Here is a 24112-nt window from a genome sequence, read left to right on the forward strand (position 1 = left end):
ACGGGGAGCTTTACTGTTTTTATATAGATGCCCCTTCAGCATATTGTACTCTGTTGCCAAACCTGCTATTCCTGCATGCCGCTCAATGTTTCGAAGGATGAAGTGAGTGACACAACCGCCGATGCCATAATAACATTAAAGCCTGCACAAAAAATCAATTCTTAATAATTTCGCTGATAGTTTTATTGTTCAAATCTTATTCCTACTTCATCGCGGTAACAGGAGGAATATAAGCAGGCACTAAATTTTTAACTGGTGTTGTTGATTTAAGAAAAGCGAATATATCTCTAAGGTCTTCGTCGGAAAGATTTTTGTACTGCTGCCAGGGCATTGGTGGCATCAGTGGACGGGTACCATCCAAACCTTTGTATTTTCCTTCTCTTAGTGCCTTTTTAAACTGATCAAATTTCCAGTTGCCAATTCCTGTTGAATCGCTGGTAAGATTTGCTGAAAAAGAAGTGCCCCATGGACCTACATATGCAGTAAGGTCCGGTGCAAATAACATCCATGATTTTAATTGACTGGTATCAGCTGCAGGCAAAACTGCATCAGACGGATGGCCTGAAAAACGGCGTGAAAGATCTACTTCAGGACCATTTGGGCCAAATACTTTTGGTGAATGACAATCATCGCAGCCCATCATGGTAACAAGATATTTCCCATGATTAATTTGCTCTGCTGTAAAATTGCTTGTGTTGAACTCCACAGCTGTTTTTGTCTCTGCATTGCTGCTGCAGGAAACAAAAATCGCTGCTCCTGCTATTACAACAAGTGCTGCAACTAAAATGGTGATCTTTTTCATAAAGTAATATTTTTCTTTTTTGGTTGTTTTAATAACACAAATCAACAAAGGAATGCTAAAGAAAAGCAGCAACTGTTGTATGAGATGTTTACAAAGCTGTATGAATTGACGTGGCAAATGAATGCAAAGCATGGCAATTTATTCGTTAAATAATATCTTTAGTACCTTAAGCCAACTTAGCTCAGCTGGCAGAGCATTTCATTCGTAATGAAAGGGTCGTCGGTTCGATTCCGATAGTTGGCTCATAAGTGCAACAAATGGAAAGAAATCATTTATGTTAACAAGATCGAATAACATTATTTTTACTTAAATCGTTTTTATGAAAAGAGCCCTTTTGTATACCGTTGTTGCATGGATATTTTGCATTGGCTTCCTTGCCTGTAAGAAAAGTGTAAGCACAGACAGTTCTGCAATAACCATAGAGAATATTTCAGGCACTTATGCATTAAAAGGATTGACCTGGACCTTTGGCGGTTTTAATTTCAATGTATACGATTCGCTTGATGCCTGTGAGAAAGACAATCTTATAAAGTTCAATACAGACAAAACTGTAGATTATATTGATGCGGGTGCTGTGTGTACCCCGCCTGAGGATGATAACGGCACTTGGGATTTACAGGGAGACAGCTTAATATTTAGCAGTAATTATTCAAATGCCAAAATACAAAGTTTTAACGGCAAAACACTAATTCTCACAGGTGTGGCTGATGGAGAGACAGGAGCAACAGCTACTACCACACTGGAAAAACAATAATCAAATTTATAACTCTATGTAATTACAGAAGATTAAAGGCCTTAATAACGAGACCTTTAATTTTACAGGTACTCTTTATAACAAATTCCTTTTCGACTTAAGCATTCTCAAGATCTGCAATAATTATTTTATCCATTTGCATAAGAGCAGCCATTGCTCTTTTTGCTTTTGCAGTGTCCCTATTACCCAGCAGTTCGCCTAATGTTTTTGGAACGATCTGCCACGATACACCAAACTTATCTTTAAGCCATCCGCACCTGCTTTTTTCTCCGCCTTCAGAAAGTTTGCCCCAGAAATAATCTACTTCTGCCTGGTTCTCGCAATCAACGAAAAAAGAAATTGCCTCCGTAAATTTAAATTGAGGCCCCGCATCAAATGCATGGAATTTTAAACCTTCCAGTTCAACAGTGGCAGACATTACCTGGTCTTTTGGAAACGGGCTGCCTTCGCCCCAATGTTTAATGCTGGTAACCTTGGAGTTCTTAAACACAGAAGCATAGAAATTTACAGCTTCTTCTGCTCTTCCATCAAACCATAAGAATGGTGTTATCTTTTGCATATCGTTTTGTTTTATTTTCTATAATGATTTTTATTCTTTACGCCCATCATAAAAATTCAATTTAATTTTTTATGCCAACTGTAGTATTTTATAGCATCGTCCCTTGCGTCGCAATAACTTTATCTTTATATCACATGTCATCTGCAGTTTCATTTTCAACCAACATCACTCAATTCAAACAGCGTTAAAATTTAATGAACAAACCTACCTTTTTAAATTTATTGTTATAAGGTGCGAATGCGACAATAGAAGGTACCCTTTACGACAAAGTTTAATTAAATCAAGAGCATATAATAGCTACATAAAGCGGATCATTTAGTTCTCAGCTTACCCCCCTAACCATGCAGAAGGCAACGCAAGTATAATCAGTGAAATGGCATACCAGTGAGGAGCTTTGTCCAAAATTACAATTGCACCAACAATACTTAAAACAAATCCTATAAACCCACCAATCATTGCATGACGCATAGGTTTGGCTGGTGCTAAAACAGCTGTGATATATATGGGCCCGCTGTTCCATAAACATTGCGGTAAACAATCACTAATACAATAAACCATGATGCATTGTCGTCAAAAGGTGTTTTCATTATACCTTTTTTTCAAGCCGCGTATCTGTTGTAACAGATAAAACAACTACCAACAGAAATCCTGCAACGATTGCCCAAGTAAAATTGCGGTTTAATGTACCGGGTTGTTATTATCCCGATAGCAGCTAATTTCTATTAAAGAGTGTATAATTTGAATTGAATTGCTTTTAAAGAGATGCTATTTGCAGGAAAGATAAAGCGCTTGCCGCGTAGCTTGTATACAAGTAATTGTTTACTCAAAAGTATTAATGAGCTTCTGTGTATTTTTTAAAGTTATCAAGTATTGCCTGCCATCCTCCTTTTTGTAATTCTACCGAATTCATGTCTTCTGCTTCAAAACTTTCGCTCACTTTAGTTGTGTTGCCATTTGTAGTAAAAGTTATGTTTACTTTTCTGCCATCACCAAGTGTATAAGCTATGTACTTGTTTATTGTTACTGTATCATACACACCGCCAAAATCAAAACCGAAGCTGCCATCCTTTGCTTCCATCCTGGCGGAAAAGCTGCCACCTGCACGAAGATCATTTTCTGCTCTTGGCGTGTGCCAGTCGTCTGATGCATTGTTCCATTGTGTAATGTGCTCAGGCTTTGTCCAATATTTCCAAACTTTTTCTACCGGCGCATTAACAGTGCTTTCTACTGTAATTACAATTTTTTCCTTTGTTTCCATTTTACAGATACTTTTTATTGTGGTGACTTTTGTTTACCCTACAAACATCCGTCAATTATTTAAAATAATTACTGTGCAAAAACGACAATTAACGGGTTATTTACGACAGAGCTGAAAGATTTTTATTTGCCCATTTTCACAATTACTATTTAGCATTGTTGCGTCGCACTCTTGTACGTTCTGCTCTGTATGCTGCTTTAATTATACTTTCCATTTAGCATCACCAGTCAAACTTTCCTGCACACGAAACTTCACCATTTTTGTTATTAATGAAAGCGGCAATTTTTTATCTAAAGGAAACTGAACAGACCCTTCTGCAGTCTTATAATGCTCAAGTTCTTTAGCAAATGCTTTTACTGCTGAAGGCGTAGGATAAAATCCAATATGCTTTTTGAAAACAGCGAACGTTACCAATATTCTTTTGTAAGAATAAGCAGGCATGCCCCATTTTAAACCTTCACTAGCGCCAGGCGCAGCTTTGCGGATACATTTATGTAATTCATGTAACTTATCCTGTACATCTTCCGGAGTTCCATCAATATATGCTTCTATAGTTGCCGGCTTTGATTTTTTTGAGAACATACATTTCTATTTGCATATGTAAAAAGCAGGTTACCAAAATTAATTAATCATGTCACATTTGCCACCGAACTATTTTATACTTACAAAATTTCATTGACTAAACCATACTAATCTTTTTGCAAAAATTATTGTTAGTGTCATTTTTTACAGTAAATTAGATGTGCTGCATGCCTTACAGACTCTGACAACCCGCTGCAATTAAAGCATTTTTAAAAAAAATTTATTGAGGCAAAAAGTTTATCTGCCGGTTCGGTTTAATTAGTACTAATCTTTATTGATGATAGCTTCTATTTATGCAACTTCAACACTTCACACTACGCACAACTAGAAATAAAATAACTATAAAACAAATCAAATGAAAAAGATAATACTTATAACAATTATAGCACTATTCACGGGCTGTGCCACTGTTAAATTAGCCACGCCATCACAAACAGATGTTGACAGGGTTTCATCAAAATATCCCGGCTATTCATTAACAGACCTGAACCACGGAAAAATGCTGTTCGAGCAACATTGCGCAGACTGCCATCGCCTTAAAGATCCAACGAAAAGATCAGAAGAACAATGGGAAACAGTTGTGCCTAAAATGGTCAGGAATGTAAACAAGAAAGAAGGCAATGTCTTAGATACAAATGGTGAGCAGGCAATTCTAAAATATCTGGTAACCATGAGCGATTCAAAAGCTACAAAATGATATTGCTGTTGCACCACACTTTTAATATAAGTGTTACCTGCTGACATAAAAAACTACAGTACAAGTGAGTGACACAACGAAGATGCCTCAGAGATATTTGCTTATCTAATAAAATAAAAAAAACTTTGTAATGCACAGGCATTGAAAAATATTAATACACCGCTAAAGCTATTTTGATTAAACCAGTTGCCACTATAAAGTGATTTTAGTTGTTTCTAAAACTTCAGCAACTACCTGTACTATTTACAACTAAATCTGTTAAAATGTAAACTATTTGTCATTCCTGAATTTATTTCCATTTTGAATGTTTTATTTATCCATAACATTTGCTTTATAATTTTCATTTCATAAAACTTTAACTATGGAAAAATTTGCATTATTGGCAAGAGTAGAAGCCAGGCCGGGAAAAGAAAACGAAGTTCTTGAATTTCTAAAATCTGCACTGCCCCTTGCGCAGGCTGAGTCTGGTACTGTAAAATGGTACGCGTTACAAATCGGGCCATCAACATTTGGCATATTTGATACATTCGAAACAGAAGCTGGTCGCCAGGCACATCTTTCGGGAGAAATTGCAAAAGCCCTTATGGCAAATGCATCTGCACTGCTGGCAAAAGATCCGGTGATTGAGCAGGTGGAGTTATTAGCGATCAAATAATTTTTATACCCTTATAATTGCATTTATAGACTTCGGTAAACAGTAATACTTTTTGCATTATCTATTTTAGAAGTCACGATTTAATGACGCCTAAATTTATGCGGCAATCCAAGTATTGAGCCCAATTTAAAAAGACAGAAAAAAGAAATCTTTGTGATTACATGATGAATAAAAAAATAAACGTTCAGGGGTGCGACGCACGAAAAGCTAAATAAATATTCTGCTGCCGGGTACACAATATATACTCTTATATACTATGCTGCGGCTTTTCTTTTGAAAGGCAGGTATATTGTTAACACATCAAGCTTAAGATAAATAAATATAACGCTTACAATATTTTTCAGGGCTATGTTTAGTCCGGTAATGATTGCTGCACCTACCAATCCATACACTGGTGTTATTATAAAAAGAAGGATAGTCGTTAATATAAAAGACCCCATTGAAATATTCTGGTTCATAACATGATGCCCCGTCATTTGCATAATGGTACCGGTTAAACCTGTTAATGAATTTATAAGCTGACCAATGAGAATAATTACAAAGATGAAATACTCATTAAACCCCGGTCTGTGCTCGAGCAATTTAATTATAAAAGGTCCGCCTGCCAGTAAGAAAAGGAACAGGGGAACAGATGCCCAGAAAATAAGTTTCGAACTTGCATTGATATTTTTTCTGAGCAGGTTTTTATCAGCAAGTGATTCAGCAAACTTAGGTCCTGATATACTATTAATAGCAAAAAGAATAATGGTCAGCAAACCGGCAAGCCTGTTGGTAGAATCAAAGATGCCCACTTCTTCTTTTGAAACGTACAAACCAAGTATAATGGTAGGTGCCCACAGCGTTCCCTGAAGCATCAATGCACCCCAAAACAAAGGAACACTTAATTTAAGCAATTCTTTAAACGGAAAATGATCTCGTTTATCTCCATGCGTATGCTCATATTTCTTATTCAATATCCTGTTTACTCCACGAAAAGAAAAAATACCCAGTATATAAAGTCCTGCAACAAAACCTGTGATAGTTGTAAGCGTATCTGAAGAAAAAAAATGCAGTATAAATACCATAGCGAATCCAAACAAAAATCTTCCAAGGCTGTCAAAAAAACTAAAAAGAATAATTTCTTTATTACCACGGAATATACCGCTGTTGATCATAGAAATAGAAAATGGTAAAATACCCAATGATGCTATACGTATATGTGTGGTGATAGATATACCATCAGCAACCCCGAAATATTTACTTAACTGCTCAGAAAAAATAAACACCAGAGCAGTAAGCAGGAGATTTACAGGTATAGCAAATTTCAGCGTTTGATAGTACAACTCTTTTACATTGCCATAACCCATTGATACGATCTTAACGAGGGCAACATTTATACCCAGTATGCCCAGCATTGAAGTGATCTGTATAATGGAAAAACATAAGGCAAATATTCCCCAGCCATCTGCACCGTAAAAGCGTGTTACAAAAAAAAGGAACAGGTAATTTACCATTAGCCCAACCACACGCATAATAAAAGAAAATGCAGAGTGTGTGGCTAGTTCATTCATGTGCCGGTCTTTAATAAACCTGTTTTTCAATTTTACAAGTTGTTGCATTTCTTTAATTCTCCAGGATATTTATAATAGGTCTATTGTATAAAATAAAACACTTAATGTAAACTGAACTTTAAATATGGCAAGTATTTCTTTTGTTAGTCATCTGCACTGCTGCTATCATCTTCGTTGCGTCGCACACTTGTACATGCTCACTATGTGCGGCTTTCTTTATTACCCTTTGACTCTCCGATACATCCAAAAAGGATGCAAATAAACCAAAAGTTATTCAAAGTAATATTCCTTTTTATTACATTCATAGTTATCTGTCTCACTTTGGTTAAACATAGTGGCTGTAAATCAAATTTTAGAAGAGTTATGCAACAAAAGCTATCATAGTTTCACGGTTAAAAATGCTTGCCCCGTTTATACGCCTGTTGCATAAAACTACAGTTATAAAGGTTTATATTTTTTTTATCTGTTGATGTTACAGTTTATTCAAAAGATATGCTTCACTTTGTATTTTTTCTTTATAAAATGCATTTTTTAGACCCGACAGCCACAGATAAAAAGTGAATTATGAAAACGAATTTATCTTTCGCAATAATTTTATTAGTGTGCTTGCCATTCAGCAATTATGCGCAAGACAATGCTGTTGACACAACCAACCTTACGCCGTTGGCAAAAATGCTGTTGAATCATACTTACCAGTTTACTGCAACGTATGTACAACCTATGAGTGGACGGCAGAAAAATGTAACTGGCGATAACTATACATTCAAAGTAGATAAAGATTTAGTGGAAGCAGACCTGCCCTATTTTGGCAAGTCAACAAGCGCCCCTATTGGAACAACAGATGTTGGCATGAAATTCACCTCCAAAGATTTTGCTTACAATTCCCAAACACTTACCAAATCCCGTGAGCAGATCATCATAAAACCAAAAGACGTAAGTGATATACAGGAAATTTATCTTATTGTATATCCCGGTGGCACTGCAGATCTGCGCATCACTTCAAATAGCAGGCAAACCATTTCGTACCAGGGAAACATTACTGCACTCAAACCGGTTAAATAAAAATGCTTATATATCTTTTTGCCAGTTATGGAATAAGCATGCTATAAAAAATGCACGTCTCTTTCTAAGTAATTAGTTACATAGAATGAAAGGATATTCTTGCGTTTTGGTCTTCACGCAGCGGGAGGCAGTCTTGTTGAGTTTATATCATGAAAGCGGCATTACTTATTTAAATAACTTGAACATCCTCCTTATAAAGCAAATATCCCCGCGCAATTTTCTTGGTGGAAGCACCACGAAATATATGCCGGGATAAAACTTATAGCTGCAGTTTAAACTGCTTATAGAGCTTTTATTTACCAAGATAAACACCAGTATAACTATAACGTGCTGTCAGTTTCTGACCATTAAAAATAAAAGTAACCTGGTAAACACCTTCTCCTTTTCTTGCCCATTTTAATGTAGTTGCGCCGGGATACATCGCATTGTATGCATCAACACAAGCCGGGGGAATCGGAGAATTATTTCTTAAAGCATGGCTATAAGAAATTGTGGACAAATGGTTCGAAGCACTTGCCTGTACACTACTGATCGAAACGAGTACTACTGCTGCCAGAATAATTTTTTTCATGTTTGTGATTTTTAAGATTAAAATTTTCATACGGGTTTATTGCATTAAACTTTCGTACTATAACCACCGGTAAACTATTAGTAGCGGGCAATAATTACATTGTAACCATTTGGTGCATTTTATTTTTCGGTTGTTTACAGTTTCAGTAATTTGAAGGGAATAAACTGCTCGTTCAGGTATACTTAGCCAGGGTGATTTTCTTTGTTGACAGAGGAATGTATGGGCTTATATATCGGAGTAAAGACCGGGGCGTATTACAACTGTCTTATACTGAAAAAATCTACATTAGAGCAATGAAAAAGATTGTACTTATCATTTTCCTGGCCATTCTTTTTTCCTGCCATAATAAAAAAGAGCATTATAAGCCCGAAGTAACCGGGCAGGTTACAAGATATGAAGAAAGTAAAGGCAGGAAAATAACTGCTATGGACTTTAGTGGATACAAAAGGAAAGAAAGAGATACAACCAAAGGCGTGTATGTTTATGTAAAAGGTATCGTAGATTCATCTAAACAACCGTTTAGTGATACACTTGTATTCCTTACAAATCCTGATAGAATAGTTAAGCCATAATAGGCAGGCTGAAGTTTTACATCAATTCCACTCTCACAATTCCACCGGCTTCAACACACCCATCTCCCACTCACCGTACTTCTTTTTTAATTGCTCAAAAAGATCCGGAAATTTTTCTTTCATATCCTTCTTCTCTCCCGGATCATCAACAAGGTTAAAAAGAAATTCTCCATCCTCTGTTTGAAGATATTTCCAATTGCCTTGTCGGATGGCTTTTTGCTTTGTTGATTGAAAAAGCCTCCAGTAAAATGTTCTTTCTATCGCTTTTTCCTTTCCTGTACAAATTGGCAAAAGGTTAATGCCATCCGGTGGAAAAGAAGGATCAGGTTTTGCACCGGCAACAGCAAGAATGGTAGCTGTCCAATCCATGGTAATGGTTTCCTGTTGTGTTATACTGTTGGCAGGGATGACACCCGGCCATCTCGCAAATGCAGGTTCTCTTATTCCTCCTTCCCATAATTGATCTTTCCCACCGGAATAGACTCCCATATCAGAAAATTCTTCTCCGCCATTATCACTGGTAAAAATAACCAATGTATTGCCGGCAATGTTTTCATCATCTATCGCCTGCATAATTTTTCCAACCGCATCATCCATGCTTTTCATCATCGCAGCGAATTTTTCTTTTGTTCCACCGCTATCCCAATCCCAACTATCGGGATACCGATTATCGCCCGGCGCCTGCCATGGCCAGTGTGGCGCATTAAACATGATACTCAGGAAAAAAGGCTTCCCATGTTTTTCCTTAATTATTTCCACCGCCTTTTCCCGCCATATATCTGTGAGATAACCTTCTTTTTTTACGGGTGTTTCATTTTCATACAAATCACCCTGGCCTTTTCGATTGCTATGTGAGATATAATCATTGCCACCTGAATGAAACCCAAAAAAATAATCATAGCCGTTTTTATTGGGACTATACTGAGGGCCAAAACCCAAATGCCATTTACCAATAAGATAAGTTTCATAACCACTTTTTTTCAGCAGTGTGGCAACAGAAGTATAATCAGGTGTAAGGCCAACAATACTATCTTTATGTCTTCCACGGAGCGGCTCCATCAAACCCACCGGTGTACGTGCCGGATAGCGACCGGTCATAAACGCAGTACGGGTTGGCGTACAAAGCGAGGAAGCTGCATAAGCATTCATAAATTTTACGCCCTGTCCTGCAAGTTTATCAAGGTTCGGCGTTTTATAATCTTTACGGCCATAGCAACTTAGATCGGCATAACCCAGGTCATCTGCCATTATGTAAATAATATTGGGCCTTGTTGTTTGAGACAGAACAGGTGCCAGCAAACCACTTAAAAAAAGTAAAAACAAAAAAAACCGGCGAAACATAGCTTTTCTTTATTGAGTAAGGTACACTCTTTATTTGATGGGCTTCATTTTATTCATCACGTTGTTCATAAATCATTTTTAGTTTTTATACCTGGCTGTATAATTACTATTATCGTTCCTTGCGTCGCACACTTGTACTTTCTGTTCTTTAGGCAACTTTTGTTTTATGCTCTTTTAACTCCCGATATATCGGAAGAGGTTGATAAAGTTCCACAGAATATTAAACCGCATAAGAGTGCGACGCAACGAAGATGCCACCAGCACTATAGCTGGTGGCATAATTATTTTCTTTCTTAATTATTTCAGCAATTCTTTTACTGCTGCTTCAATTTGTTCATCACGACCTGTAGTTGATAATGCAGGAGTGTTACGCACTTTGATATCTGGTTCCAACTGTGTGTTCTCGCAGAATTTTCCGTCGGGCATTCTCCAGCCGCCTTGCGGAATGCCAAACACCAATGAGTTATCTATTTGTCCTTCCCACCACACAAAAGTACCGGTACCGGGAACGGGCATGCCCACTGTCTTTCCAACATTTTTAAGTTTATATGCAACAGGAAATAAATGCGCATCAGAATAATTGCATTCGCCCATTAGAACGATAGATGGTTTGATCCATTTATCATAAGGCTCGTAGCCAACTGTTTGCCCATGCGGAATTACATCGAAATATTTTTTACCATCAAGAAAATCTGAGAGTTGCTCATGAATATTACCACCACCATTAAAACGTGTGTCAACAATGATGGATTGTTTTTCGATATTCTTTCCAAGCACATCTTCTATAACTGTGCGGTAGCTATCATCATCCATCGCTCTTACATGAACGTAACCAACTTTACCACCACTTAATGAATCAACTTGTTTTCTCCTCTTGTTTACCCAACGTTTGTAAAGCAATTCAAATTCTTCACCAAGTGAAATTGGTTTCACTGTTTCATCCCAGCGCTTGTTTGCTACAGGATCGTAAACAGAAAGCAATGTGAACTTGTTTGCTTTCCTATTTAAATATTTGTAATGATCAACTGTATCTGTTATTGCATCGCCATCTATCTTTTCTATAATATCTCCCGCCTTTATTTTAGATGTTGCTTTGTCAAGCGGACCATCTTCAATTATTTCCTGGATCTTTAATCCGTTGCCCTTGTAAGTATAATCGTAAAATATTCCAAGCGCCGCTGTTTGGTCTAATCCAGGCCCCCTGTTTCCACGATAGTAACAACCGGTATGAGATGCATTCATCTCGCCAAGCATTTCACTTACCATTTCTGCAAAATCATAATTGTTGTTGATGTATGGTAAGAACTTTTTGTAATTGTTGTAGTAATAATCCCAGTCAACATGGTTAAGATCTTCAAACAAAAATTTCTCTTTCATCTGTCTCCACATGTGATCAAACATGTATGCTTTTTCATCATACTGGTTCAGGTTCATTTCTCCGTTCATACTAACGCCATCCATCTTGCCGCTCTCTGGATCGATCTTTACAATGTTGCCATTGTTCAGCACAAAAAGTGATTTACCGTCAGCAGATAATTCCATACTTGCATTTCTTGCACCAAGCTTTACAAAAAGTTTTGTGTCTTTGGTGCGCAGTTCAGTAACCCACAAGTCATAACCCTTTTCAAATTTTGCGAGGTAAAATAATTTTTCTCCATTTTTTGATAAGACCATATCTGCAATGTCTGCGGAACTGATAGTAAGCCTTGCCTTACGGTCGCTTATATTATCCCAGTCTATCTTTATATTCTTATTTTTAGTGGTATCTTTTTTCTCTGTAGTTGCTTTCCCTTTTTTTGCATCCGCAGCCGTTTCTTCCGTAGAATCTTTTTGCTTGTCTTCCATATCCTTCAACAATGCATAATCTTCTTTTGACAAATTATAACGGTCAAATGCATCTTTGGTAAGGAACAATGCGTACACGTCATAAGTAGCGGGGAAACCTGCCTGCGCTCTTGTTCCATCCCGATCATATCCGTAAATGAGCATCTTACCATCCATCACCCATTTTGGATTAAAACAATCATAACCACTTTTACTGATATTATTTACCTGCCCTTTTCCGTCGCTTGATACAAGACCAAGCTGTGGTGTAAACAATCTAACCACGCCAAACTGTACAATAAACCATTTACCATCGGGGCTCCATTGATAATACTGATCACCATCTGCATAAGAATAATTTTTATCAGCAGTTAAAATTGTTCTTGATTGTTTGCTTGCAAGGTTTACCACTTTTAGTGTAACACGATTTTCCAGGTAAGCAACTTCTTTTCCATCGGGAGAAAATGCGGGCTGAAATTCTTCGGCCGCAGTCGCTACTACAGTATCCTGTTTCAATAGTGTGGATGCATAAAAATAAGGCTCCTCTTTTCTCACAATACTTATCTTGTATATGTTCCAGTTATTATCTTTCTCTCCCGCATATACGATCGACTTTCCATCAGAACTAAAGTTGATACTTCTTTCCTGCCACGGTGTATTGGTAATACGTTTTGTAACACCACCTTCAACACTTGTTACAAATATTTCCCCGCGAAATACAAATGCGATCTCTTTGTTGTTTGGTGAAACTTTCATTTCCGTAACATTACCCATTACAGGAACAACCTTTTCCAGTGTACTCCTTCCATCCTGTGCAACAGTAATGCTTAGTTTCTGAGGTTCGCCATTTTGTGTTTTTGTAAATATGTCGCCGTTATAACCAAAACAAAGTGTATTGTCTTTTGATGCAGTAAGAAAGCGAACAGGGTTCTTTGTAAAATTTGTTACGGCAACGGATTGTGAAGGATTATTTATCGAACTTTTGTACACGTTGAATGAACCACCATTTTGCTCACTCAAGTAATAATAATCAGTATTATCACTGTCAAACACAGGATTTCTGTCTTCACCCGGATTGGTGGTAAGCATCGTATATTTTTTTGCTGCAACATCATATAACCATATATCCCTTGTCACTGCAGAAGTATGATGTTTGCGCCAGTCGCTTTCATAACCTTTAAGATCATGATAAATAATTTTATCACCTTTGGCATTTACCGTAGCATCAATTGCCGGTATGGGCAACAATTGAGATGCATTGCCTCCATTTACTGAGACACTATACAATTCACCAAAACCAGCGTCAGGAAACTGCACATCAGTTACCATCTTTTGTCTTAATGAAGAAAAGATAACCTGTTTATCATCTGCAGAAAAACTGCTGGGTATATCATTGATTGAATAGTATGTTAATCGTTTTGCTTCCCCACCACTTGCAGGCATAATGAATACATCAAAATTTCCATAACGGTCAGATGCAAAAGCGATCGACTTACCATCATGACTCCATACAGGTGAAAAATCATAGGCTTCACTAATGGTCATGGGTGTTGCCTGCCCGCCACCTGCACTTACTTTATAGATATCACCTTTATAACAAAATAAGATGGTTTGCCCGTCTGGTGAAATTGCAGGATAACGTAGCCATGAAGCAGTATCCTGGCTAATAGCATGTAAAGAAAAGAAGATGCAGCAGAGGATAGCATATTTTCTCATATTGGTTGTTTTAATTTCAAGGCATTAAGCTACAGCAAATAAAAAGGAATAGCAATTGACAGTAATAATTATTTTTTAAGTGGTCTTTTGTAATGCTATGCGGCTTTTGTTGTGTCACTCACTTGAACGTTCTGTGCTTTGTGGAAGCAAAAATTTCCTGCCATCAGTTCATATCACCTTTGATTGAATAAGCTGCAAACAATATCGTGGTAAAAACAAATAAAATTATATTTGTTTAGTCTGTTTAAAATCAATGCATACATGAAACACTTTATTACACTCTGTCTTCTTCTTATTATTATTTTTTTTAGTGCAAATGCGCAATCCGACAATAAGATCATAATTGGTAAAGTTGACAGTGTGTATTCCAATATTTTGGGCGAGCAAAGAAAGGTATGGATTTATACCCCAGATATGCTTAGCGGCAATCGTGATACCACGCAGCGTTATCCTGTTGTTTATTTATTAGATGGCGATGGGCATTTTGAATCAGTGGCAGGAATGATTCAACAATTGAGCGAAATAAATGGAAACACTATTTGCCCTGAGATGATCGTTGTAGGCATTCCAAATACAGACAGAACAAGAGATCTGACGCCAACGCATATAAGCAGTGATCAACCAATGATGGATAGTAATTTCTCCAAAAGCACAGGCGGTGGAGAAAATTTTGTTTCATTTATAGAAAAGGAATTGATGCCCCATATAGATTCTGTTTATCCAACGCAACCTTACCGAACACTTATTGGCCATTCGTTTGGCGGCTTAACAGCAATGAATATTTTAACCAACCATACAAAATTGTTCAATGCTTACATTGCTATCGATCCAAGCATGTGGTATGATAAAGAACGTTTCCTTGCCGCAACAGAAAAGAAACTTACTGCTAAAAAATATGATGGTGTAAAATTGTATTTAGGTATTGCCAATACAATGCCTGAAGGCATGACGGTTGAAAAAATGCTTAAGGATACAACTTCAAATACAAGACATATCCGTTCCATTTTTGCATTGGACAGATTCATAAAAGCCAATGCGCAAAATGGTTTAAAATTCTCCAGTAAATATTATGCTGACGATGATCACGGCTCCGTTCCACTAATAAGTGAATATGATGGGCTAAGATTTATTTTTAGCTACTATCGCATGAAACTGACCATTAAGGATTTTACAGATTCATCCGCTGCAATCGTGGCAAAATATAAAAAACATTATGAAACTGTTTCCAGAGAATTTGGTTTCAAGGTTTCGCCTCCTGAGTTATCTATAAACAGTCTTGGTTACCAGGCTTTAGGCAGCAAACAATTTTCAAAGGCCGCAGGTTTTTTTGAAATGAATATTGCCAATTATCCAAACAGCACGAATGTATATGATTCTTACGGAGATTTTTTTGCTTCAAAGAAAGATACAGCAACCGCAATCTCTTATTACCAGAAAGCACTTGCAATAAAAGAAGTGGATGACACCAGACAAAAGTTAAACCAGATGCAGGGCAAGGAAGTTTTTAAATTGTCTGAACAGGAATTACAAAAATATGTTGGTGTATATACATTTGAGGGCATTACCGCAACGGCTACTTTTTCTGTAAAAAATAATGCGCTGTGGGCTTCCGTTCCAGGCGAAGGGGATTTTGAATTAGTACCCACATCACCTAATACATTTAAGCTAAAGAGTCTCGAAGGTTATAAGGTAATTTTTGAAATGGATGGCGATAAACCAAAAGGATTTACTTCTTATCAACCAAATGGAACTTATACAGCTACTTATAAAAAAGATTAATTTTTCTCCTTTAAATCCCACTTCATTATAACAGAAGCATCAAAGTTCGCAACGACTGAATAACGTTGCTGTAGTCTGGTCTTAAAAGTATTTTTCCGTTTTCACAAACTCTATGTCAACTTCCATTGTTGATAAAATTCAGAACGCACAAGAGTGCGACGCAAGCGCAGCTTAATAGTAGCACTCCAGTCTGGCTCAAAAATTTTCTACAACCTCTCAACATGGTGATAGACCGCTTAACAAAAATGTGGCATAAAAATTTGTAAACATGTTTTATATACGAAGCATTTCGTTAATTTGAACGTACTGAAATCAAGTATATGTTTAAAAACCTGCTTCGTGTTGCATTGCGCAACTTTGTGAAAGACAAATGGTATAGCCTGTTGAATATTCTTGGATTAACGATTGGTATTACCTTTAGCCTGTTCCTGATCTTTTATATAAAAGATGAATTGAGCTATGACAAATACAATGAAAAGGCTGACAGGATTTGTCGCATCAATGCCTATGTTAAGGAGCCGGAAAAAGATACGATGAAATGGGCTATTACGCCGTTTCCTATGGCGCAGGCATTAAGCAAAGATTATCCTGAAGTGGAAGAAGCTGTGCGGTTATGGAATAATGGTAAAACAATGTTGAAGAATGGCAGCCAGCGTTTTTATGATGAGAAAATTTATTATGCAGACAGCAATATATTCAGGGTATTTACACACAAGTTCATTGAAGGTAATGCGCAAACTGCATTGGTTTCACCAAACTCGCTGGTACTTACACAATCATTAGCTATAAAATATTTCGGCAACAGCGGAAGTTATGTTGGTAAAACATTAGAGAACGCAAGTGGTGACATATATAAAGTAACTGCTGTTATAAAAGATGTTCCAAAGAATTCGCATTTGATTTTTAACGCACTTATTTCAAGAAGTTCTTTGCCTGCAAATTTTGCTAACAACTGGGGTGGCTTTGGTTTCTATACATATGTGTTGCTGAAGCCAAATGTAAATGTTGCTGCATTTGAAAAGAAACTGGCACCTGTGTATGATAAATATCTTGCATCAATTTTTTCGCAATTCAATATAAAGATGCGTTTTGGTGCGCAGCCAATTACATCTATTCACCTGCATTCTGATATGGTGAATGAGCCGGAAGACCTTGGCAGTATGTCTTACATCTACATATTTTCTGCAGTTGCCTTTTTTATGCTGCTGATAGCATGCATCAATTATATGAACCTTACTACAGCTCGTTCTGCAAGAAGAGCAAAAGAAATTGGTATAAGAAAAGTAACAGGTTCAAGCAAACGACAACTGGTTATGCAGTTTCTTGTTGAATCTATATTAACTGCATTGTTTGCTTTGTTGCTGAGCATTGGATTCATTGCATTGTTCTTGCCAACGTTCAATACCATCGCTGGTAAGTTCATTTCATTTACCACGTTGTTTCAGCCTGATATGCAATTTATTTTACTTGGCGTAATTGTTTTTGTAGGCATTGCAGGTGGAAGCTACCCTGCATTTTATTTATCGAAGTTCAATCCCGTATACGTATTAAAGGGTAGCCTTTCCAAAGGATCGAGTAATGTTGCGCTAAGACGTGCATTGGTTGTAGTACAATTCTCTATTTCCATGATCATGCTGATCTGTACATGGGTAGTGTATGGGCAAATGAGTTACCTGCGCAATAAAGATCTTGGATTCAACAAAGACCAGGTGCTTACGGTAGCAGCTAATTCCAATAAAGACCTCAGCAGTAATATCCGTTCCTTCAAAGATGAAGTACGCAATAATCCGCATGTAGTTGCTGTAAGCACAGCACAGGGTGTACCAGGCAGTGGTATTCCTTTCAACCTGTTTTCTGTTGAAACAAAGAATGGTTATGTAGATAAGGGTGTTGATGTTTACTTTGGCGCAGATGAAGATTTCTTTAAAACCCTTGGAATAAAAATAGTAAAGGGAAGAAATTTCTCAGGACTGTCCGATACACTGCGCAGTGTTATTGTAAATGAAAACATGGCAAAGGAATATGGATGGGGCGACAATGCTATCGGCAAAAAAATAAAATTTGCAGGCGATACATCTGGCTTTTATCTTGAAGTGATTGGCGTAGTAAAGGACTTTAATCAAAAATCTTTATATAATCCTATTACTCCATTGATGTTTTTATACAGACCCACCAATAACGTTATTCAAATAAAACTTGATGCAAAGAATATTGATGCAGGTATTGCCTCAATCGAAAAATCATGGAACAAATATTTTCCCGACCTCGCATTTGAATATACCTTCTTAGACCAGGATTTTAATTCTCAATATGCAGCAGATCAAAAACGTGGAAAGATATTTACCGCATTCTCCATACTCACTATTCTTATTACGTGTCTCGGCTTATTAGGTCTTATCGCATTCACAACGCAGCAGAGACAAAAAGAGATAAGTATAAGAAAAGTAATGGGTGCAAACATATCGCAGATCATCCCACTCATTACTAGAAACTTTGTTGCATTGGTAGGTTTGTCGTGCCTTATTGCATTTCCTGTTGCATGGTATTTTATGAACAACTGGCTCAAAATATTTCCTTACAATACAGGCTTAAGTATAATGCCGTTCCTGCTGTCAGCAGCTACGGTATTGCTCATCACAATGCTTACTGTAACATTTCATACTATGCGTGCAGCGCTTGCCAATCCTGTAAAAGCATTAAAGACGGAATAGCCGGCAAATACTTTTATTAAATCAGCAGCAATAACAATGTTCACCTTCTGTTGTGTCACTCACTTGTACATTCTGCTCTTTACGCAACCATAAAGTCACTAATGAAAGGATGTACGACCCGTTCATTCGTATGCTTTGATTTAGCTATTATGCTGCTGTGTATTGTGCTTTGCAGCATGCATGCTTAGCCTGTATCATATTCAGTACAATTGCTTTCATCAAAACACTTCATTATCTTCAGCATATATAAACCTTCATATGCTATTTGATTATATCATTATTGGCGCAGGCTCTGCAGGCTGTGTGCTTGCCAGTCGTTTAACAGAAGATGCTTCCTGCAAAGTATTATTGCTTGAAGCAGGTGGCAAAAATAAAATGCATTTGAAAATTCCCGGAACATACGGCATTCTTCACAGGTCTTCTGTGGATTGGGCTTTTTGGACTGAGCCTCAATCCTTCGTGCAGAACCGTCGTTTGTTCATCCCACGGGGCAAAGTGTTAGGGGGATGCAGCAGCACCAATGCAATGGCTTACGTAAGAGGTAATGCTGCAGACTATAATGAATGGGCATTGCGGGGAAATAAAGGATGGAGCTACGATGAGGTGTTGCCTTATTTTAAAAGATCGGAAAGTCATGAAAAGTTTGGTGAACCTTATCATGCCAAAAACGGACCGCTGTATGTAAGCTTTGCAAAATATCCCTCCTTGTTAAGTAATATCTTTTTAGAAGCTTGCGGGCAAACAGGCATTGCATATAATGAAGATTATAACGGTGCACAACAACAAGGTGCAGGCATGCTTCAATTTACTATTAAGCATAATCAACGTCACAGCACTGCAACTGCGTTTCTGCAACCTGCTATGAAACGCAATAATTTAACCGTGCGTACAAATGCGGTGGTAAAACAAATTATTATTGAAAATGACAGCGCCAAAGGAGTTGAATTTTTTAAAAGCGACACGTCAACTGAAAAAATTTATTGCAAGAAAGAAGTGATCCTTTCTGCCGGTGCTGTACAGTCTCCTCAATTGTTACTGCTTTCAGGAATTGGCGATACTGATACTTTAAAAAATGCCGGTATTGATCATAAGTTGTATTTGCCCGGTGTAGGAAAAAATCTGCAGGATCATGTTTGGACAGGCACCACTAACTTATGCAATATTCCAACAGCCAATAATGTAATCAAGCCTGCAAATATGTTGAAAGAAATGATCAGTTATTTGCTGTTTAAAAAAGGTGCATTTACCAACTCTCCCATTGAAGCAAATGCTTTTATAAATACAGGCATAAACACCCGCAAACCCGATATCCAATTTCATTTTGCTCCTGTTAACATTGGTAATGATTACAAAACCGATATCTATAATTTAAAAACTTATCCTCACATAAATGGCTTCGGCATATTGGCAATATTACTGCATCCGGAAAGCAGGGGTTATGTAACTATAAGAAGCAAAAATGCTTTTGATGCACCACTTATACAACCATACTTTTTGCAAAGCGAAAATGACAGAAATAACTTGCTGAAAGGATTAAAGAAAGCTATGGAGGTAGCAGACGCTCCGGCTTTTAAACCCTATGCTCCTGATGGCCTTCATCATCCCAACCGAAATGCTTCTGACGATCTGCTGATGAACCATATTTATAAAAGCCTCGAAACATTATACCATCCTGTAGGCACCTGTAAAATGGGTAATGATGATATGGCCGTTGTAAACAATAAGCTTCAGTTGCATGGCATCAAAAATTTAAGAGTAATCGATGCATCTGTAATGCCAACGATTATTTCAGGAAATACAAATGCCCCAACGATTATGATCGCAGAAAAAGGTGCGGATATGATCAAACAAACCAACTAAGCTACCTGTAAAGCTTTATGTTACCGGCTGTAGTAAAAATAGCAACGGTTGTTGTGTCACTCACTTGTACGTTCTGTCCTATATGCGGCTATGATTTTATAAGGCAGCATACGTGCCTTTATTAGATGATGCGTCCGAAGGTTTAAAAAACAGTTTTTTATTTTACCAGCCAACTGCTTATTTGCATTTCGGCTTTTCTATAACCAAAATTACTTATGGCTTTATAATAAATTAATCCAACGCCTTTTGCATAGTAATACGTATATATCTCATTTGTGTCACCCCACGGATCGGTTAAGGTCCGTATCTGTGGACGCATTTCAATGATCCATACATTTGCAAATGCTTTGCCATTAACAGTTACCACACCATTCGACTTCAGGCATTTATAATCATATTTAAGAATGATTACCTGGTTAAAAGTGGCTTCATCCTTAAACTCGGGAGATTCCCAATATTCATTTTGCGCAACATTTTGTTTTAAAAAGAACAGTTCTGTATAAAGGCTTTTGGCATATTGAAAAGAACCAGTGTATTTATCTTCTTTTGCGTATTCAAAATAATTATTTCCATCTCTTCTGAATAAAGATTGATCACTGATATTGTAGCTGTCTGTTTGCTGCATTATCTTATACACTTTTCCATTCGTTGAAGAATCGCCGGTGATAGACCTTTTGAACAAGTTGCCCTTATTAAAAAGATCGTCATAGACCCAATAACTGCTATCTGTTAATGGAAAAAGATCATCACCTGTTACAGATGTAACGCCGGGCAATACTATTACACTAAAGCTACAAAGTGAATTGCCTGCAGTTACAGAAAACACATCTGTGCCCGCATTTACAGGAGTTCCGTCTGCATATAAGCTAATGGTTTGTACACCTGTTGTTGCAAACACGCCGCCACCTTTAAATGAATATCCGTTCACGACATCGGTATTCACAACATATTTCCCGGGCAAGGTTACGTCAACACTTATTTCCACTTTGCTAAATGTATCGAGGCCAATTCCTTTTACAAAAGTTCCCGTTAAACTGTCTTTCATACATTCTCCCGGAGAACCCTCTAAGGTAAATTGAGCATCGTCACTATTTACTTTCACCTGCAAACTGCATGAGACCGAATCTGATGTTACATTAAAAACATCGATACCTTCTTTTTGAGGAATGCCTTTTGGATAAATTGCTATAGTTTGAATTCCTTTTGATTCAAAAACTCCCGAAGTAGTAAAAGAATAACCATTTACAGTATCCGTTGTAACGGTGTACCTGCCCTGAGTAATAACATCAACACTAATGTTTATTTTATTATTTGAATCTAAAGTCACACCCTTTGTGTAGGTGCCTATAACAGAGTTATTCAAACATTCTCCCGGGGCACCCTGCAAAGAAAATTTTGCGGGAGGTACCGTATTTGTCTTAACAATAACGACCGCTTCGCAAATGCTGGTGTCATAATGTATGGTAAAATAATTTGTGTCTGCAGCAACCGGTTTACCATTGCATACAAGTTTTACATGGTTAACTCCGGAATTCTTAAACTCACCTGATGCTTTAAATACAAAACCATCGATGCTGTCAGTATATATATTGTAAGTCCCAATGCCGGTAACATTTACATCAACTGTAATAAAATTATTTGAATTGATCCCACTGTCTGCAACATATACACCACTAACAGAAACAGGAAGGCAATTGCCACTTTCGTCTTTTAATAAATTACCTGTAGAAGCAATATCCCAATGAATACCTTTCTGGCAGGCAAGCAACAGGCAGCAACAAATAATAGTGAGGTATTTTTTCATATACAATTCAATATGGCAATTAAAACTAAGCATTAGATTAACGTGAACATAGAATTGTAAGTTATTATTTATAAGCCGGCAAAAGTTTCTGCTTTATTCCTCAGCCTTTCAAAGTTTTGTTTATGCCGGTCAAAGTGGTAGCGTACAAGTGAGTGACACAACAGGCGATGCCATGAAATACAAAAGATGGCACCCTCATTCGTACCAGGTTAAATTTTATTATTATTGAACAGGCAGTAACAGCATCGCTCGTCTTCTGTTGTGTCACTCACTTGTACGTTCTGTTATCTATTCTGCATTGTGTTTGGAGCCCTTATGCTTAAGTGCTGCATGATAAAGCGGTGCAAGGAGGCTTTAAAAGTTTAATGGAATATGTTATGTTACCGCAATTTTATCTGCAAACTCATTTACAAATTTTTTTACGGCATCCCAATCTGTATATTCATAATCCTGTGAGGTATCGGTAGTGCGGCCTTCTTTTTTCGAAATCATTTTCATAATTAACCGTTTAAAGAAATCGTACTGCGTATATTTTAGCGCTCCTGCAATTTGAGTGGTCAATAAAGGCTTCCACCCTGTGTGTTCAAGAAAGTCATTTGTTATCTTCTGTGCTTCTCTGTGTTCTTCCTGCAGGTCAGATGCCACTGCAAGGCATACAGAAAAAAATGCGCCGGGCATTTTATTCAACTCAGCAATATGGCGATTGATATAATGTTTTACAGAAGTCTGATAATTATGTGCGTGTATAGAAGCGCCAATTAACACCGCGTTATAATCTTTTGGAGCAGGTGGTTCATCAGATGCATCAGCGATAGTGACTTTATTTCCTGCATTAGTTAAAACATCTTCCATAAAACGGGCAATCTTGCGGGTCTGTCCCTCTGTGGTGCCATAAACAACCAGTATGTTCATGTTTACTTTTGGTCTAAAGATAAATACGATGATGATCACAAAAGATGATAAAGATCATTCGTGGCGGAACAACGAAAATACGCTTCCTGCTAAGCTTCAGCCTTTGACAGATCCCAAAGAGTAAGAAAACATAATGGCACGTGTTAGAAACAAAGGCTACCTTACACAGGGGCTATGCCGGCAATTCCTCTCACCAGTTTTTCTTACCGGATTTTTCTTTAGTACAAAGTTTTTAAAAAGAGAGGAATACTATGTGTTTTTCAGCATCCGCGAGTTTTGGAGCAAGTGCAGTGCTAGCTGCTACTGGTATAGCAACGATCATAAAAGCAAAAACGATTCCACATCATCTGTTTGCATGCATACCGCTTGTGTTTGCCATACAACAATTTGCAGAAGGAATGCTCTGGCTGTCATTAAAGCATACAGGCTATGAATGGGGTCAATCGTTTTTCACCTACACTTTTCTTTTTTTTGCAATCATGGTATGGCCGGTATGGGTGCCCCTTACCATACGCATGCTGGAAAAGAATATAAAACGCAGAAAGACAATGATGTACCTTTTGTGCACAGGTATAGTAGTATGTGCAGGCTCGGGTTATATATTATACAGTAACCCTGTTCATCCCATAGCGGTTGCAGATCATATTCATTACAGTTTTGATATTGACCTGGATAAAAATTACATGCAACTAATATTTGCATTACTTTATTGCACCGCCACACTTGTTGCTCCTTTTATTTCAAGCGTAAAAAGAATGAGATGGTTTGGCTATATGCTAATAGCTTCCTCTCTCTTTGCCATTATATTTTATAACGGATTTATTATTTCTGTATGGTGCTATTTTGCAGCAGTGTTAAGCATTATTGTTTTATGGATCATAAGCGGTCTGCGAAAAGAATTGCAATAGCTTGATTGATTGGATGGAGCACTGCTGTTTATTATTGTTTTGGGTTTTTAATATTCAGGTGCTGCCTACAAGTGTGCTTTGCTGTTTACTTGCAACTATTGAACACGTTTATAAACTTGTACTATTTGAGGAAGTAAATACACATACCCAATTTTTTTAGTTCAAATGTAAGTTTCAAAAATCTGGCACGGAAAT

21 protein-coding genes and 1 tRNA gene are annotated in these 24112 nt (G+C 37.4%); 11 read left to right on the forward strand and 11 right to left on the reverse strand.

Translation table 11 applies throughout. The features are described from left to right. Window positions 1-202 precede the first annotated feature (202 nt). Window positions 203-802, reverse strand: a complete 600-nt coding sequence (locus tag FRZ67_RS05575) for a c-type cytochrome (protein WP_147188597.1) — start codon at window positions 800-802, stop codon at window positions 203-205. Window positions 803-972: 170 nt separating this feature from the next. Between FRZ67_RS05575 and FRZ67_RS05580 the strand changes: the two genes are divergently transcribed. Then, window positions 973-1045 (forward strand) — tRNA-Thr (locus FRZ67_RS05580). A 76-nt stretch (window positions 1046-1121) separates the two neighbouring features. Further along, on the forward strand, window positions 1122-1556 hold the full coding sequence (locus FRZ67_RS05585; RefSeq protein WP_147188598.1) for a lipocalin-like domain-containing protein: 435 nt from the start codon (window positions 1122-1124) through the stop codon (window positions 1554-1556). A 97-nt stretch (window positions 1557-1653) separates the two neighbouring features. Here the strand turns inward: FRZ67_RS05585 and FRZ67_RS05590 are convergent, their stop codons facing one another. The 4 genes from FRZ67_RS05590 to FRZ67_RS05605 all read right to left on the reverse strand — a co-directional run bounded on the left by FRZ67_RS05590 (window position 1654) and on the right by FRZ67_RS05605 (window position 3955). Beyond that, window positions 1654-2115: a VOC family protein gene (locus FRZ67_RS05590; RefSeq protein ID WP_147188599.1), complete on the reverse strand. Its 462-nt coding sequence runs from the start codon at window positions 2113-2115 to the stop codon at window positions 1654-1656. 327 nt (window positions 2116-2442) lie between these two features. Next, window positions 2443-2583, reverse strand: a complete 141-nt coding sequence (locus tag FRZ67_RS23365) for a hypothetical protein (RefSeq protein ID WP_158638313.1) — start codon at window positions 2581-2583, stop codon at window positions 2443-2445. A 364-nt stretch (window positions 2584-2947) separates the two neighbouring features. After that, window positions 2948-3373 (reverse strand): SRPBCC family protein, encoded by a 426-nt coding sequence (locus FRZ67_RS05600; protein ID WP_147188601.1) that lies wholly within the window; start codon window positions 3371-3373, stop codon window positions 2948-2950. 201 nt (window positions 3374-3574) lie between these two features. Next, window positions 3575-3955, reverse strand: coding sequence for an iron chaperone (locus FRZ67_RS05605; RefSeq protein WP_147188602.1), 381 nt, complete (start codon window positions 3953-3955; stop codon window positions 3575-3577). A 355-nt stretch (window positions 3956-4310) separates the two neighbouring features. On the opposite strand from FRZ67_RS05605, the gene FRZ67_RS05610 reads away from it, so the two are divergent. Continuing rightward, a complete protein-coding gene (locus FRZ67_RS05610; protein ID WP_147188603.1) occupies window positions 4311-4652 on the forward strand; it encodes a hypothetical protein in 342 nt (113 codons plus the stop codon). Window positions 4653-5013: 361 nt separating this feature from the next. After that, window positions 5014-5307: a putative quinol monooxygenase gene (locus FRZ67_RS05615; protein ID WP_147188604.1), complete on the forward strand. Its 294-nt coding sequence runs from the start codon at window positions 5014-5016 to the stop codon at window positions 5305-5307. Window positions 5308-5561: 254 nt separating this feature from the next. Here FRZ67_RS05615 and FRZ67_RS05620 read toward each other — a convergent pair whose 3' ends face one another. Beyond that, on the reverse strand, window positions 5562-6905 hold the full coding sequence (locus tag FRZ67_RS05620; RefSeq protein ID WP_147188605.1) for an oligosaccharide flippase family protein: 1344 nt from the start codon (window positions 6903-6905) through the stop codon (window positions 5562-5564). 516 nt (window positions 6906-7421) lie between these two features. Here FRZ67_RS05620 and FRZ67_RS05625 point away from each other — a divergent pair. After that, window positions 7422-7919 (forward strand): DUF4251 domain-containing protein, encoded by a 498-nt coding sequence (locus FRZ67_RS05625; protein WP_147188606.1) that lies wholly within the window; start codon window positions 7422-7424, stop codon window positions 7917-7919. Window positions 7920-8211: 292 nt separating this feature from the next. On the opposite strand, the gene FRZ67_RS05630 is transcribed toward FRZ67_RS05625, so the two are convergent. Continuing rightward, on the reverse strand, window positions 8212-8490 hold the full coding sequence (locus FRZ67_RS05630; protein ID WP_147188607.1) for a hypothetical protein: 279 nt from the start codon (window positions 8488-8490) through the stop codon (window positions 8212-8214). A 293-nt stretch (window positions 8491-8783) separates the two neighbouring features. On the opposite strand from FRZ67_RS05630, the gene FRZ67_RS05635 reads away from it, so the two are divergent. Beyond that, window positions 8784-9062, forward strand: a complete 279-nt coding sequence (locus FRZ67_RS05635; protein ID WP_147188608.1) for a hypothetical protein — start codon at window positions 8784-8786, stop codon at window positions 9060-9062. A gap of 33 nt (window positions 9063-9095) precedes the next feature. Here the strand turns inward: FRZ67_RS05635 and FRZ67_RS05640 are convergent, their stop codons facing one another. Both FRZ67_RS05640 and FRZ67_RS05645 read right to left on the reverse strand, forming a co-directional pair. After that, on the reverse strand, window positions 9096-10403 hold the full coding sequence (locus FRZ67_RS05640) for a sulfatase-like hydrolase/transferase (RefSeq protein ID WP_147188609.1): 1308 nt from the start codon (window positions 10401-10403) through the stop codon (window positions 9096-9098). Between the two features lie 297 nt (window positions 10404-10700). Further along, a complete protein-coding gene (locus tag FRZ67_RS05645; protein WP_147188610.1) occupies window positions 10701-13943 on the reverse strand; it encodes a S41 family peptidase in 3243 nt (1080 codons plus the stop codon). Window positions 13944-14204: 261 nt separating this feature from the next. Between FRZ67_RS05645 and FRZ67_RS05650 the strand changes: the two genes are divergently transcribed. The 3 genes from FRZ67_RS05650 (at window position 14205) to FRZ67_RS05660 (ending at window position 20293) form a co-directional block, all read left to right on the forward strand. Beyond that, a complete protein-coding gene (locus FRZ67_RS05650; protein ID WP_147188611.1) occupies window positions 14205-15722 on the forward strand; it encodes an alpha/beta hydrolase-fold protein in 1518 nt (505 codons plus the stop codon). A 320-nt stretch (window positions 15723-16042) separates the two neighbouring features. After that, window positions 16043-18433, forward strand: coding sequence for an ABC transporter permease (locus tag FRZ67_RS05655; RefSeq protein WP_147188612.1), 2391 nt, complete (start codon window positions 16043-16045; stop codon window positions 18431-18433). A gap of 258 nt (window positions 18434-18691) precedes the next feature. Continuing rightward, window positions 18692-20293: a GMC family oxidoreductase gene (locus tag FRZ67_RS05660; protein ID WP_147188613.1), complete on the forward strand. Its 1602-nt coding sequence runs from the start codon at window positions 18692-18694 to the stop codon at window positions 20291-20293. A 157-nt stretch (window positions 20294-20450) separates the two neighbouring features. Here the strand turns inward: FRZ67_RS05660 and FRZ67_RS05665 are convergent, their stop codons facing one another. Together FRZ67_RS05665 and hemG are read right to left on the reverse strand one after the other, a co-directional pair. Then, the gene (locus tag FRZ67_RS05665; RefSeq protein WP_147188614.1) at window positions 20451-22097 is read right to left on the reverse strand and encodes a hypothetical protein; all 1647 of its coding nucleotides are present in this window, start codon (window positions 22095-22097) and stop codon (window positions 20451-20453) included. A gap of 375 nt (window positions 22098-22472) precedes the next feature. After that, window positions 22473-23009 (reverse strand): menaquinone-dependent protoporphyrinogen IX dehydrogenase, encoded by a 537-nt coding sequence (gene hemG / locus FRZ67_RS05670; protein WP_147188615.1) that lies wholly within the window; start codon window positions 23007-23009, stop codon window positions 22473-22475. Between hemG and FRZ67_RS23745 the strand changes: the two genes are divergently transcribed. Both FRZ67_RS23745 and FRZ67_RS05675 read left to right on the forward strand, forming a co-directional pair. Continuing rightward, window positions 23002-23133 (forward strand): hypothetical protein, encoded by a 132-nt coding sequence (locus FRZ67_RS23745; RefSeq protein ID WP_262713660.1) that lies wholly within the window; start codon window positions 23002-23004, stop codon window positions 23131-23133. The genes hemG and FRZ67_RS23745 overlap by 8 nt on opposite strands. Window positions 23134-23260: 127 nt before the next feature. Continuing rightward, complete coding sequence (locus FRZ67_RS05675) at window positions 23261-23917, forward strand: DUF6629 family protein (RefSeq protein WP_147188616.1); 657 nt, start codon at window positions 23261-23263, stop codon at window positions 23915-23917. Window positions 23918-24112: the final 195 nt, after the last annotated feature.

The sequence above is a fragment of the Panacibacter ginsenosidivorans genome, from assembly GCF_007971225.1.
In the GTDB taxonomy this organism is placed as follows: domain Bacteria; phylum Bacteroidota; class Bacteroidia; order Chitinophagales; family Chitinophagaceae; genus Panacibacter; species Panacibacter ginsenosidivorans.